General features: G+C 56.2%; 12 protein-coding genes. 9 read left to right on the top strand and 3 right to left on the bottom strand.

Annotated features, from left to right (window positions below; all coding sequences use genetic code 11):
• Positions 1-26 precede the first annotated feature (26 nt).
• The 7 genes from F8562_RS02230 to yejF all read left to right on the top strand — a co-directional run bounded on the left by F8562_RS02230 (position 27) and on the right by yejF (position 9,085).
• Entirely contained in the window at positions 27-740 is a 714-nt protein-coding gene (locus F8562_RS02230) for a phosphatase PAP2 family protein (protein ID WP_025106743.1), read from the top strand.
• Between the two features lie 426 nt (positions 741-1,166).
• A complete protein-coding gene (mepS, locus tag F8562_RS02235; protein ID WP_004122922.1) occupies positions 1,167-1,736 on the top strand; it encodes a bifunctional murein DD-endopeptidase/murein LD-carboxypeptidase in 570 nt (189 codons plus the stop codon).
• A 190-nt stretch (positions 1,737-1,926) separates the two neighbouring features.
• Entirely contained in the window at positions 1,927-3,489 is a 1,563-nt protein-coding gene (locus F8562_RS02240) for a cyclic di-GMP phosphodiesterase (protein WP_014839070.1), read from the top strand.
• A gap of 70 nt (positions 3,490-3,559) precedes the next feature.
• The gene (locus F8562_RS02245; RefSeq protein WP_094909416.1) at positions 3,560-5,365 is read left to right on the top strand and encodes an extracellular solute-binding protein; all 1,806 of its coding nucleotides are present in this window, start codon (positions 3,560-3,562) and stop codon (positions 5,363-5,365) included.
• A gap of 9 nt (positions 5,366-5,374) precedes the next feature.
• Positions 5,375-6,469 carry a microcin C ABC transporter permease YejB gene (locus F8562_RS02250; RefSeq protein ID WP_004122930.1) on the top strand — a complete coding sequence of 365 codons (1,095 nt, stop codon included), beginning with the start codon at positions 5,375-5,377 and terminating at the stop codon, positions 6,467-6,469.
• Positions 6,469-7,494 (top strand): microcin C ABC transporter permease, encoded by a 1,026-nt coding sequence (locus F8562_RS02255; protein WP_014839072.1) that lies wholly within the window; start codon positions 6,469-6,471, stop codon positions 7,492-7,494. Before F8562_RS02250 ends, F8562_RS02255 begins: the two co-directional genes overlap by 1 nt.
• Before the next feature lies 1 nt (position 7,495).
• Positions 7,496-9,085: a microcin C ABC transporter ATP-binding protein YejF gene (gene yejF / locus F8562_RS02260; protein WP_014230176.1), complete on the top strand. Its 1,590-nt coding sequence runs from the start codon at positions 7,496-7,498 to the stop codon at positions 9,083-9,085.
• Between the two features lie 3 nt (positions 9,086-9,088).
• Here the strand turns inward: yejF and F8562_RS02265 are convergent, their stop codons facing one another.
• The 3 genes from F8562_RS02265 to rsuA all read right to left on the bottom strand — a co-directional run bounded on the left by F8562_RS02265 (position 9,089) and on the right by rsuA (position 11,676).
• Positions 9,089-9,433 carry a YejG family protein gene (locus F8562_RS02265; RefSeq protein ID WP_004122937.1) on the bottom strand — a complete coding sequence of 115 codons (345 nt, stop codon included), beginning with the start codon at positions 9,431-9,433 and terminating at the stop codon, positions 9,089-9,091.
• Positions 9,434-9,763: 330 nt separating this feature from the next.
• On the bottom strand, positions 9,764-10,960 hold the full coding sequence (locus tag F8562_RS02270; protein ID WP_094909402.1) for a Bcr/CflA family multidrug efflux MFS transporter: 1,197 nt from the start codon (positions 10,958-10,960) through the stop codon (positions 9,764-9,766).
• Positions 10,957-11,676, bottom strand: coding sequence for a 16S rRNA pseudouridine(516) synthase RsuA (gene rsuA / locus F8562_RS02275; RefSeq protein ID WP_014230178.1), 720 nt, complete (start codon positions 11,674-11,676; stop codon positions 10,957-10,959). The genes F8562_RS02270 and rsuA overlap by 4 nt, the downstream gene beginning before the upstream one ends.
• A 148-nt stretch (positions 11,677-11,824) precedes the next feature.
• Here rsuA and F8562_RS02280 point away from each other — a divergent pair, with 148 nt between their 5' ends.
• Entirely contained in the window at positions 11,825-13,582 is a 1,758-nt protein-coding gene (locus F8562_RS02280) for a DEAD/DEAH box helicase (RefSeq protein WP_014839073.1), read from the top strand.
• Positions 13,583-13,719: 137 nt separating this feature from the next.
• The gene (gene rplY, locus F8562_RS02285; RefSeq protein WP_004114143.1) at positions 13,720-14,004 is read left to right on the top strand and encodes a 50S ribosomal protein L25; all 285 of its coding nucleotides are present in this window, start codon (positions 13,720-13,722) and stop codon (positions 14,002-14,004) included.
• Positions 14,005-14,045 lie beyond the last annotated feature (41 nt).

A 14,045-nucleotide genomic window follows, 5' to 3' on the forward strand; every position in this document is an offset into this window, starting at 1 on the left:
GGTTGCCGTCGTTTACCCAACACACGATAGTTATGATTAAAAATCGAATTCCCCTAATCCTGCTGCTGAACGCGGCGGGTGTTGCGCTTTTTTGTTCATGGTACCTTCCCGTTAACCATGGTTTCTGGAATCCGCTGGACTCAGCGATCTTCTATTTCTTTAACCATCTGGTTGGCGTGAGCACCGCTTACACCTGGCTGCTGGCGATTATCAACAACCGCGCATTTGATGCCTGCTCGCTACTGGCAATGGGCAGCCTGATGCTAAGCTTCTGGTTCAAAGAGCAGAGCGCCGGACGCCGCCGGGTGATTATCATCGGCCTGGCGATGCTGCTGGCCGCCGTCATCATCAATCAGCTTGCCCAGCACCTGATGCCGGTTAAGCGCGCCAGCCCTTCGCTCTCTTTTACCGATATCACCAAAGTGAGCGATGTGATCTCCTTCCCCACTAAAGATGCGTCTAAAGATAGCTTTCCAGGCGATCACGGTATGATGCTGCTGATTTTTGCCTCATTTATGTGGCGCTATTTTGGTCGCCGGGCGTTTGCCATCGCGCTGGTCATATTCGTGGTGTTCGCTTTTCCACGCGTAATGATTGGCGCTCACTGGTTTACCGATATTGCCGTCGGCTCATTAACGGCGGTACTCATTGGCGCCCCCTGGGTATTGATGACCCCGCTGAGTGATAATGTCATTGCGTTATTTGAGCGTTATCTTCCGGGTAGAAAAACTAAAAATTAAATCTATCTTTACAATTAATTAATATCATTCATAAGGGATCGTTCTGGGTCCCTTTTTTTGTCCGCGCGTTTTTTCTCATCCGGCATCATCTTCCCGTCATAGTAATCATGTTAGAAATGAGTAAATTGCGTATTTTTTACCCATTGCTGTCGCTATTTTGCCCTTTGCCGATGATTCACTTTTTGTCGCAAAAATACTTATAAGAAAATGCGTAAAACCGCTCGCCATCCCCCGGTTGATCGGGTAACCTCAATCTCGTTTTGCCTCGTCAGCGACATCAATTCAGAGAATGAATAAATTTGTGCGTCAGTCCACAGTTTTATGCTTACGGAATTGTCTCATTGCGACCAGGTAATTAGGCTCTAACACGTTTGGCATTTTTTATAACGACATTGTCGTTAAGGACAACAAGGGATAACACACAGCATGGTCAAATCTCAGCCGATTTTGAGATATATCTTGCGGGTCGCCCCCGCGATTGCAGTTGCGGTTCTGCTTTCCGCGTGTAGTTCAAATAGTACCGCCAGGAATATGCATTCTGAGACGCTTGCTGTGGGTAGTGGCGATTTATCATCACTGCAAGCCTCTCAGGATGAATTTGAAACAATGGTCCGCAACCTGGACGTTAAGTCCCGCTTGATGGATCAATATGCCAGCTGGAAGGGCGTGCGTTACCGCCTCGGCGGCAGCACCCGTAAAGGCATCGATTGTTCCGCCTTTGTGCAACGGACTTTCCGCGAACAGTTTGGCCTGGAACTGCCGCGCTCGACTTCAGAGCAGCAGGATTCCGGAAAATCGATCAGCCGCGCGCAGCTGCGCACCGGTGATTTAGTTCTGTTCCGTGCAGGTTCTACGGGCCGCCATGTAGGGATCTACATCGGCAACAATCAGTTTGTTCATGCTTCCACCAGCAGCGGTGTGACGATTTCAAGCATGGATGAGCCGTACTGGAAAAAGCGCTATAACGAAGCGCGACGCGTTCTGAGCCGTTCGTAATCGTCTTCTGCCGTTGGTTAATCCCTTGGCCAACGAAAGAAATAAAAAAAACACTGCCGAGGCGGTGTTTTTTTTTGCTCGCCAGCCAGGAAACTTCGTAAAATAAGCGATGTCTTTAAGCAGGGATAGAAAAAGCGATTTCTATCAGCCCCCTGGCGCAAATCAACAATACGGACTGACTATATAGCCTATGCCTACCCGTCATCTCGCTCCCCGGCGAAAAATCTGGCTGACCAGCATATGTGTTGGAATAGCCGTCGCCCTGCTGGCCGGTAGCATCCAGTTTATGGTGATTTATCACAACCGTGCGGAGCGTTTCGACGCCATTATTCACAACGTTCATACGTATCTGCAGGACTACTTTCACGATTTGAATCAGACGATTCAGGGCATGCAGCCGCTGGTCGATCAACCCTGTGAAAACGTTGCCTCAGGCTTAACCGCCCATGCGGCATTCAGCCCGAACGTCCGCGCCATCCTGCTGGTCAAAAATGGCCTTGCGTTTTGCTCCTCCGCCACAGGCGCTATGAACACGCCCTTAACCCAGCTCATTCCGCAGCTTAATCTTACTCAAGCGGTCGATATGGCGATTCTGCCCGGGACGCCAATGATGCCGAAAAGCGCCGCGCTGGCGCTGTGGGTCCGCAGCCCACACGGCGGGAAAGACGGTATTTTTGTCTCGATTAATGCCAACCTGACGCCCTATATTCTCTACTCAGCCCGACAGAATGATTTCAGCGGCCTGGCGCTGGCCATTAAGGACACCGCCATTTCCACCTTCAGCAACCAACTTATCGACCCGCAGACGCTGCTCTCGCCGCCCATTCGCCAGACGCAAATCGACGGCCTGCCGCTGAAGGTTTATCTCTACGCGAACAGCTGGCTGGCGGAGAATACGCAGTTTGCTCTGCTGCTGGGCGTCGTGTGCGGGCTGCTGGCCGGGCTTTTAAGCTACTACATCCTGACGATTAAATCGGACCCGCGCAAAGAGCTGCTGCTGGCGATCAAAAACGATCAGTTCTATGTGGTTTATCAACCGGTGGTGAGGTCAGAGACGCTGCGCATCAGCGGCGTTGAGGTGCTGATGCGCTGGCGACATCCCGTGGCCGGCGAGATCCCTCCCGATGTGTTTATCAACCTTGCTGAAACCCAACAGATCATTATTCCGCTCACCCGCCATCTGTTAAAACTGATTGCGCAGGATGCGCCTGTTCTGCAAACGCTCCTGCCCGCAGGGAGCAAGCTGGGAATAAATATCTCCCCCCTTCATCTGCACGCAGGCAGCTTTCAGCAGGACCTTCAGCACTTCGCCGCCGCCATGCCGGCCGGCCATTTTAGCGTGGTGCTGGAGATCACCGAGCGCGCGATGATCGATAAGAATCGCTCCTTAGGGAACTTCGACTGGCTGCACGAACAGGGCTTTGAAATTGCGATTGATGATTTTGGTACCGGCCATAGCGCGCTAATCTATCTGGAGCGCTATAACTTTGATTACCTGAAGATAGACCGCGGCTTCGTGCAGGCTATCGGCACTGAGACCGTCACCTCGCCGGTGCTTGATGCCGTTATCACCCTGAGCCGCCGCCTGAAGCTCACCACGGTCGCTGAAGGGGTGGAAACGCAGGAACAAGCGGAATGGCTGCGCGACCACGGGGTAAACTATTTACAGGGCTACTGGTTAAGCCGGCCGCTGACGCTGGACGCGCTGATCGCCGCCCATGATGAACCGGCGAAATATTTCACAAGCCGCTAAGGGTCCTTTATTATTTGCTATCAAAGGTCAGACCGCTTCAGGTCTGGCATTGGAGGGCGACATCCTGGTTATTTTTGCACGCATCAGCCTGATCCTGCTGACCTTATTTAGCCTGCAGAGCCAGGCGCAAACGATTAAAGAGAGCGACAGGTTCGCTATTATCGGCGAACCGAAATACGCCGCGGGCTTTGACCATTACGATTATGCCAACCCCGCCGCGCCTAAAGGCGGGGCGATTACCCTCGCGGCCATCGGTACTTTTGATAATTTCAACCGCTACGCCATGCGCGGCAACCCCGGTATTCGTACCGAAAGCTTATACGACACGCTATTCACCACCTCTGATGATGAGCCCGGCAGCTACTATCCGCTGATCGCCGAGGATACGCGCTATGCCGATGATTTTTCATGGATGGAGATCGCGCTCAATCCCCGCGCCCGCTATCACGATGGCAGCCCCGTCACCGCCAGCGATGTCGCGTTTACCTTCCAGAAGTTTATGACCGAAGGGGTGCCGCAGTTTCGCCTCTATTATAAAGGCACCACCGTAAAAGCCATCGCTCCGCTCACCGTACGCATTGATTTAGCCAAACCGGGCAAAGAGAACATGCTTAGCCTGATGACGCTGCCCGTCATGCCGGAAAAATTCTGGAAAAACCATAAACTCAGCGACCCGCTATCCGCCCCACCGCTGGCCAGCGGCCCGTATCGCATCACCGCCTGGCGCATGGGCCAGTACATTACCTACTCGCGGGTTAAGGACTACTGGGCCGCCGACTTACCGGTCAACCGCGGGCGCTGGAATTTCGATACGCTGCGCTACGACTATTACCTGGACGACAACGTCGCTTTCGAAGCCTTTAAGGCCGGCGCCGTCGACCGTCGCGAAGAGAACGTTGCCAAGAACTGGGCTACCCGCTACGTCGGGCGCAATTTTACCCACGGCTATATCGTTAAAGATGAATACACCAACACCTCGGCGCAGAATACGCAGTGGCTGGCCTTTAACATTCAGCGCCCGGTATTTTCCGACCGCCGGGTACGCGAAGCCATTACCCTCGCCTTTGATTTTGAATGGATGAATAAGGCGCTGTTTTATCACTCCTACAGCCGCGCCAACAGCTTCTTTCAGAATACCGAATACGCGGCGCGCGATTATCCGGATGCCGACGAGCTGGCGCTGTTAACGCCGCTGAAAAAAGAGATCCCGGCCGAAGTTTTCACGCAGATATACCGCCCCCCGGTTTCCAGCGGCGATGGTTTCGAACGCGCAAACTTGCTGAAGGCGGATGCCATCCTTAACCAGGCGGGATGGATAGTGAAAAACCAGCGGCGGGTTAATGCGAAAAGCGGCAAACCGTTACGCTTTGAGCTGCTGCTTGCTTCCGGCAGCAGCGATCGCTGGGTCCTGCCCTTCCAGCACAACCTCCAGCGGCTCGGCATCGTCATGGATATTCGCCAGGTCGACAACTCCCAGTACAGTAACCGCAAGCGCAGCCGGGATTACGACATGATGCCCAACGTCTGGCGCGCCACGCCCTGGCCCGGCACCGACCTGCAAGTCTCCTGGGACTCCGAATATATTAACTCCAGCTATAACGCCTCAGGGGTACAAAGCCCGGCCGTCGACCGGCTCATCGCGCAGATTATTCGCTGGCAGGGTAATAAAGAAAAGCTGCTGCCGCTGGGCCGGGCTCTCGACCGCGTGCTGACCTGGAACTATTACATGCTGCCGATGTGGTATATGGCGCAGGACCGAACCGCATACTGGGACAAATTCTCCTTCCCGCAGACCCGCGCGGTCTACTCCTCCGGTTTCGAAAACTGGTGGTACGACGCAAGCAAAGCGGCCAGACTCCCCGCGGACAGACGCTAAGGAATTAAGATGGGTGCATATCTGCTCCGCCGACTACTGCTCATCATCCCCACCCTGTGGGCGATTATCACCATTAACTTTTTTATTGTGCAGATCGCGCCCGGCGGTCCGGTCGATCAGGCGATTGCGGCGATTGAGTTCGGCGACCGCGGCGGCTTGCCCGGCGCCGGAGATGGCGGCATGGCCGCCAGCCATGCGCGTACCGGGGTCAGCAACATCAGCGATGGGCACTATCGCGGCGGGCGCGGGCTGGACCCGGAGGTGATTGCCGAGATAACCCACCGCTACGGCTTTGATAAGCCGCTGCACGAGCGTTATTTTAAAATGCTCGGTGATTATCTGCGCTTTGATTTTGGCGATAGCCTGTTTCGCAGCTCATCGGTACTGCAGCTGATTAAAGACAGCCTGCCGGTCTCAATCACCCTGGGCCTGTGGAGTACGCTCATCATCTATCTGGTGTCGATTCCGTTGGGGATCCGTAAAGCGGTCAGCAACGGCAGCCATTTTGACGTCTGGAGCAGTACGCTGATTATTATCGGCTATGCCATCCCGGCGTTCCTGTTTGCCATTTTGCTGATCGTTATCTTTGCCGGCGGCAGCTATTTCGATCTCTTTCCGCTGCGCGGGCTGGTGTCAGCCAACTTCGACAGCCTGCCCTGGTACCAAAAAATCCTCGACTATCTCTGGCATATCACCCTACCGGTGCTGGCAACGGTGATCGGCGGTTTTGCCGCCCTCACGATGCTGACCAAAAACAGCTTTCTTGATGAAATCCGCAAGCAGTACGTGGTTACCGCACGCGCCAAGGGCGTCAGCGAAAAGCAGATCCTTTGGGGCCACGTGTTTCGTAACGCGATGCTGCTGGTGATTGCCGGTTTCCCGGCCACCTTTATCAGTATGTTTTTTACCGGCTCGCTGCTGATTGAGGTGATGTTCTCGCTAAACGGACTGGGACTGTTGGGCTATGAGGCCACCGTATCTCGCGATTACCCGGTCATGTTCGGCACGCTCTATATTTTTACTCTGATTGGCCTGCTGCTGAATATCATCAGCGATATCAGCTATACGCTGGTCGATCCGCGAATCGATTTTGAGGGCCGCTAATGTCATTTTTTAGTCCCGTCAATCAGGCCCGCTGGGCGCGTTTTCGCCACAACCGCCGCGGCTACTGGTCGCTATGGCTCTTTTTAGCGCTTTTCGCCTGTAGCCTGAGCGCAGAGCTTATTGCTAACGATAAGCCGCTGCTGGTTCAGTACCGCGGCAGCTTCTACGTTCCGCTCCTGAAAAACTACAGTGAGACCACCTTCGGCGGCAGCTTTGCCACCGCCGCCGACTATCAGGACCCGTGGCTGCAAAAACGGCTGGCGGATAACGGCTGGGCCCTGTGGGCGCCGGTTCGTTTCGGCGCGACGACCATTAATTTCGCCACCGACGCGCCCTTCCCTTCGCCGCCGTCAGGACAGAACTGGCTGGGCACCGATGCCAACGGCGGGGACGTGCTGGCGCGTATTCTGTACGGCACGCGCATTTCCATTCTCTTTGGACTGCTGCTGACCTTCTTCTCCAGCGTACTGGGGGTGATGGCCGGCGCCGTTCAGGGGTATTACGGCGGGAAGATTGACCTCTGGGGGCAGCGGTTTATCGAAGTCTGGTCGGGAATGCCGACGCTGTTTTTGATTATCCTGCTCTCAAGCGTTGTACAGGCCAACTTCTGGTGGCTGCTGGCCATTACCGTGCTGTTCGGCTGGATGACGCTGGTCGGCGTGGTCCGGGCTGAGTTCCTGCGCACCCGTAACTATGATTATATCCGCGCCGCGCAGGCGCTCGGCGTCAGCGATCGCGCCATTATTCTGCGCCATATGCTGCCTAACGCCATGGTCGCCACCCTGACCTTCCTGCCGTTCATTCTGTGCAGTTCGATAACCACCCTGACCTCGCTCGATTTCCTCGGCTTTGGCCTGCCGCTGGGCTCCCCTTCGCTGGGCGAACTGCTGTTGCAGGGTAAAAACAACCTGCAGGCGCCCTGGCTGGGCATCGCCGCCTTTCTGTCGGTGGCGGTACTGCTGACGTTATTGATTTTTATTGGTGAAGCGGTTCGCGACGCCTTTGACCCAAGCAAGGCGGTGTAGCATGACGCAACCTTTGTTAGATATCGATAACCTCTCCATCGCCTTTCGCCAGCAGGGTGAGACAACTCCCGTCGTCAGCGAACTGTCGCTGCAGATTGCCGTCGGCGAGACCCTGGCGTTGGTCGGCGAGTCCGGCTCCGGGAAGAGCGTGACCGCGCTATCGGTGCTGCGGCTACTCCCGTCGCCGCCGGTCAGCTATCCTGCCGGCGACATCCGTTTTCACGGCCAGTCGCTGCTGCACGCGGATGAACGCACCCTGCGCGGCGTGCGCGGTAACCGCATCGCGATGATCTTTCAGGAGCCGATGGTTTCGCTTAATCCACTGCATACTCTGGAAAAACAGCTGTACGAAGTGCTCTCTTTGCATCGCGGGATGCGCAAAGAAGCGGCGCGCGGGGAAATCCTCGACTGCCTCGATCGCGTCGGCATCCGCAGCGCGCCCCGGCGGCTGGCCGACTATCCCCATCAGCTTTCCGGCGGCGAGCGCCAGCGGGTGATGATCGCCATGGCGCTGTTAACCCGCCCGGAGCTGCTTATCGCCGACGAACCCACCACCGCGCTGGACGTGTCGGTGCAGGCGCAAATCCTCACGCTGCTGCGGGAGCTGAAGCAAGAGTTGAATATGGGGCTGCTGTTTATCACCCATAATCTGAGCATCGTTCGTCAGCTCGCCGACCGCGTCGCGGTGATGCAGAACGGCCGCTGCGTGGAACAAAACGGCTGCCGGGCGCTGTTTTCCGCCCCCGAACACCCTTATACCCGCCGCCTGCTGGATAGCGAGCCGTCGGGCGATCCCGTCCCGCTCGCACCCGATGCCCCGGTGTTGCTGCGGGCGGAAAATTTGACTATCGCCTTCCCGATACGTAAAGGTCTGCTGCGGCGAGTTGTCGATCATAACCGGGTCGTTAACGCCCTCAGCTTTCATTTGCGCGCGGGAGAAACGCTGGGGCTGGTCGGCGAGTCCGGATCGGGCAAAAGCACCACCGGGCTGGCGCTTCTGCGTCTGATTCATTCCGATGGCGCGATCGCCTTTGACGGTGAGGCGCTTCAGGGACGTAATCGTCGGCAGATGCTGCCGCTGCGTCGTCGCATGCAGGTGGTCTTTCAGGATCCTAACTCATCGCTAAACCCGCGGCTCAACGTGCTGCAAATTATCGAAGAGGGATTGCGCGTCCATCAACCGACGCTCACGCCGGCCGAACGGGAGCAGGCGGTGATTCAGGTGATGCAGGAGGTCGGCCTCGATCCACACTCACGGCATCGCTACCCTGCCGCCTTCTCCGGCGGCCAGCGTCAGCGCATCGCGATCGCCAGGGCGCTGGTCGTCAAACCGCAGCTTATCGTGCTGGATGAGCCCACCTCATCGCTGGATAAAACCGTACAGGCGCAAATCCTCGCGCTGCTGAAGGCGTTACAGCAAAAGCATCAGCTGGCCTATATTTTTATCAGCCATGATTTACGCGTCGTGCGGGCGTTGTGTCATCAGGTGATGGTGCTGCGGCAGGGGGAAGTCGTCGAGCAGGGTGAGTGCGAGCGCGTATTTACCGCTCCGCAGCAGGAATATACCCGTCAGCTGCTGGCGTTAAGCTGACGGTCAGAAGGGATTGTTGCCGGAGAAAGGTTCCGCAATCGCCACGCCGAAATTTTTCAGGCGGCAGGTTGCAGCGAATTCGTCCTGACGGTTAACAAACAGGCACGGTTCCCCTTCGCATTCAACGACAGAGCTGTCGACCTCGATGTCGCTAAGCGCCTGGCTGAGCTTATGCATGACCGGCCACGCGCTTTCGCCATCGGGGCTGAGTAATTTCAACGCCACGAGGCTGTTTTCACTCTGGGCGCCGTTTTGCGGAATCGGTTCAACTCTTGAACCTGCAAAACCGGCCAGCCAGCGATAGCTCTGCGGCAGACGGTGTACGATAGAGAGTTGCAGTGTATTCACGTGTTTACCCCGGAAGCAAAATACTTCACAATAATTTTACATCAATACTAACACATTATTGACAACCAGTCCTCTTCCTGCACAGAAAACGCTTACACCAGTGGCATAGCCGTGTTATTGGTTTGTAATGTAAAAGTTTATAATTGTGCAGATGGAACATCTTCGGGCTATATGTACCCGTTTCTGTGATCTAAAACAACTTTTTTATCGCAATCATGCGACTTTTTAAACGATTTGATTTTACATAAAATAAACAAATCGCTGAACAGAGAAGCCAGATTTGGTTGACATGCATCAAAAAAAGGGGCGATATCGCCCCCTGAAAGTCGCTTAGCGCGCGGCTTTGCGCCGTCGGCTGGCGTAGAGGTAAATGAGGATGGAGCTGCTGGCGCAGAAGGCGATAGAAATCAGCATTGGCCAGGCGGTGGTAAACGTCGCCATCGACAGCAGCGCGCCGACAATGGCGCCAATCCCGAAACGGAACGTCCCTGCCAGCGAGGAAGCGGTCCCGGCCATATGCGGAAACTCATCGAGAATCACCGCCATCGCGTTAGAGGAGACCATCGAAACGCAGCCGATGAACGCCGCCACGCCAAACACCAGCGCCCAGAACCCCACGCCAAACAGCGCGCACACGACCATCCACGCCGCCATCGCAAACTGGATCCATAGCCCGGCGCGGAACATGTTCAGCGCCCCAACCCGCCGCACAAAGCGGCTGTTGATCATGGTCATGACAAACAGGAAGACGACGTTCAGCGCAAAATAGTAGCCAAAGTGCTGCGGTGAAACGTGGTTGATATTGATATAGACAAACGGGCCGGCGCTCAGAAACGAGAACATCCCGGCGAAGCTGAAACCGCTTGCCAGCATATAGCTCAGCACCCGCTTATGGCGAAACAGCGTCGCGAAGTTGCCGAGCGTAGTGCGAATATGAAATTTCTGCCGGCGTTCCGGCGGCAGGGTCTCGCTAATAAAGAAGGCGATCATCGCCGAGGCTAATAGCGCCGCCACCGCGAGGATCCAGAAGATCGCATGCCAGCTAAACCACACCAGCACCGCTCCGCCGACCATCGGCGCCACCAGCGGCGCGACGGTGGTCACCAGCATGACGAACGACATCATCCGCGAGAACTCTTCCTTGGGATAGATATCGCGCATCAGGGCGTTAATCACCACGCTCGCCGCCGCGGCCGCCAGGCCGTGGAAAAAGCGCATGGTGATCAGCATATCGATAGTCTGCGACAGCGCGCAGGCCACCGCCGCCGCGGCAAAAACCAGCGTGCCCCCCAGTATCACCGGTTTACGCCCCATGCTGTCCGCCATTGGGCCATATAAAAGCTGGCCCAGGGCAAAGCCCAGAATATAGGTACTGAGCGTCATCTGCGCGCTGCCGTCCGGCACATTAAACTGCGCCGCAATCACCGGCAGCGCCGGAAGATACATATCGATCGACAGCGGCATTAACATGGCCAGCAGGCCAAGAATAAACACAATCCCTAATGAAGAATTCTGCTTTGCCGTCACGTTTTACTCCGCGCATGTTGGCCGCCAACGCTGGCAATTTCTTCTGCCGTCAGCGGACGATATTCACCCGGCGCCAGCGACGCATCAAGCGCGATATCGCCAATACGTTCGCGATGCAGGCCAACCACATGATTCCCCACCGCGGCAAACATCCGCTTCACCTGATGGTAGCGCCCTTCGCTAATGGTCAGGCGGACTTCGGTCGGCGTCACCACTTCCAGCACCGCCGGTTTGGTCAGGTCTTTCTCATTATGCAGCTGAACGCCTTTGGCAAACTGCTCGGCGGTGGACTCATCCAGCGGATTTTCCAGCGTCACCAGATAGGTTTTTTCGCAATGGTGGCGCGGGGAAGTAATGCGGTGCGACCACTGGCCATCGTCGGTCATCAATACCAGTCCGGTGGTGTCGATATCCAGACGCCCCGCGGCATGCAGCTTGTGCGCCACCGGCTCGTCGAGGAAATAAAGGACCGTCGGATGATCCGGATCGTCGGTGGAACAAACGTAACCCTGCGGCTTGTTGAGCATAAAGTAGCGCGGGCCGGTCTGCTGAACCAGCGTATTGCCGTCATACTCGACGTCATGCTCCGGCAGAAGCTTGAAGGAGGAGTCTTTTACAATGTCGCCGTCCACGGTAACGCGGCTGCCGCGGATTTCACGCCCGGCAATAGCCCGGCTAACGCCAAGTTGCTGAGCGATAAACTTATCAAGTCGCATGAGATTTTTTTAGCCTGTACAAGTGCTGGAGCGGGCAACGCGCCCGAAAAAGAAGAATTTCATGGGGTAGTATAACGGGCTATTAACACCACTCAAGGGAAAAGATTCGTGGCATACTATTCGCGAGTTAATTAACCGCCATAAATTCATGACATTTACATTACGTCCCTACCAAAAAGAGGCGGTCGACGCGACGCTCGCCTGGTTTCGCCGCCATCATGAACCTGCCGCGATTGTGCTGCCGACAGGCGCAGGTAAAAGCCTGGTTATCGCCGAACTTGCGCGCCTGGCGCGCGGTCGCGTGCTGGTGCTGGCGCACGTTAAAGAGCTGGTGGCGCAGAACCACGCCAAGTATTGCGCGCTCGGCCTGAAAGCGGATATTTTCGCCGCGGGCCTCAAGCGTAAAGAGAGCCACGGTAAAGTGGTCTTTGGCAGCGTGCAGTCGGTCGCCCGCAACCTCGACCAGTTTCAGGGCGAGTTTTCGCTGCTGATCGTCGACGAGTGCCACCGCATCAGCGACGATGATGACAGCCAGTATCAGCAGATTATCAGCCACCTTCAGCAGGTCAATCCGCACCTGCGCCTGCTGGGGCTGACCGCGACGCCTTTTCGCCTCGGTAAGGGGTGGATTTACCAGTTCCACTACCACGGCATGGTGCGCGGTGATGAAAACGCGCTATTTCGCGACTGCATCTACGAGCTGCCGCTGCGCTATATGATTAAGAACGGCTACCTGACGCCGCCGGAGCGGCTGGATATGCCGGTGGTTCAATATGACTTCAGCCGCCTGCAGGCGCAAAGTAACGGCCTGTTCAGCGAGGCTGATTTAAACCACGAACTGAAAAAACAGCAGCGCGTCACGCCGCATATCGTCAGCCAAATCGTTGAATTTGCCCAAACGCGCAAGGGGGTGATGATTTTCGCCGCCACCGTTGAACACGCCCGTGAAGTGACCGGGTTGCTTCCGCAGGGCGAAGCGGCCTTAATCACCGGTGAAACGCCGGGGCCGGAGCGCGATCGCATCATCAACGGGTTTAAAGCTCAGCTGTACCGCTATCTGGTTAACGTCGCGGTACTGACGACCGGCTTTGATGCCCCGCATGTCGATCTGATCGCCATCCTGCGCCCGACCGAGTCGGTGAGCCTTTACCAACAGATCGTCGGCCGCGGCCTGCGCCTGGCGCCGGGTAAAACGGACTGCCTGATCCTCGATTACGCCGGTAATCCGCACGACCTTTACGCGCCTGAAGTGGGAACGCCGAAGGGGAAAAGCGACAACGTGCCGGTCCAGGTTTTTTGCCCGGCATGCGGTTTCGCCAATACCTTCTGGGGGAAAACCACCGCCGACGGCACGCTGATTGAACACTTTGGCCGCCGCTGTCAGGGCTGGTTTGAGGATGACGAAGGCCATCGCGAGCAGTGTGATTTTCGTTTTCGCTTTAAAAACTGCCCGCAGTGTAACGCGGAAAACGATATCGCCGCCCGCCGCTGCCGCGAGTGCGATACCATCCTGGTCGACCCCGACGACATGCTGAAAGCCGCGCTGAAGCTTAAAGACGCGCTGGTGCTGCGCTGTAGCGGTATGGATCTGCAGCACGGCGCGGATGACAAAGGCGCCTGGCTAAAAATTACCTATTACGATGAAGATGGCGCGGATGTTAGTGAGCGCTTCCGCCTGCATACGCCCGCCCAGCGTACCGCCTTTGAGCAGCTCTTTATCCGCCCGCATACCCGAACGCCGGGCGTGCCGCTGCGCTGGATAACGCCCGCCGATATCCTCGCCCAGCAGGCGCTTCTGCGCCATCCGGACTTTGTCGTGGCGCGCATGAAGGGGCAATACTGGCAGGTGCGGGAGAAAGTATTTGATTATCAGGGCCGATTCCGCCGGGCCAACGAACTGCGCTAATCGCCCTCACGTCTGAGGTTTTGGTTGCTGCAAACACCTATGGCGGCTATAATGCCGCCCGCTTTTGCATTCGCAAAGCAGATAATCTGCCTGCTGCTGGGTCGCCTGTAGCAGGATTTATATATAGAGAGACATCAATGTTTACTATCAACGCAGAAGTACGTAAAGAGCAGGGTAAGGGTGCGAGCCGCCGCCTGCGTGCAGCTAACAAATTCCCGGCCATCATCTATGGCGGCGAAGCTGCGCCAGTAGCAATCGAACTGGATCACGACAAAGTGTGGAACATGCAGACCAACGCTGAGTTCTACAACGAAGTTCTGACCATCGTTGTTGATGGCAAAGAAGAGAAAGTTAAAGCTCAGGCTGTTCAGCGTCACCCGTTCAAGCCGAAGCTGACTCACATCGACTTCGTTCGCGCTTAATCGCCGACTGAAAGTTGTATGGCAAGCGCCCCGCTCCGCAA

This window comes from Klebsiella sp. RCJ4 (genome assembly GCF_009025755.1).
Taxonomy (GTDB): domain Bacteria; phylum Pseudomonadota; class Gammaproteobacteria; order Enterobacterales; family Enterobacteriaceae; genus Klebsiella; species Klebsiella michiganensis.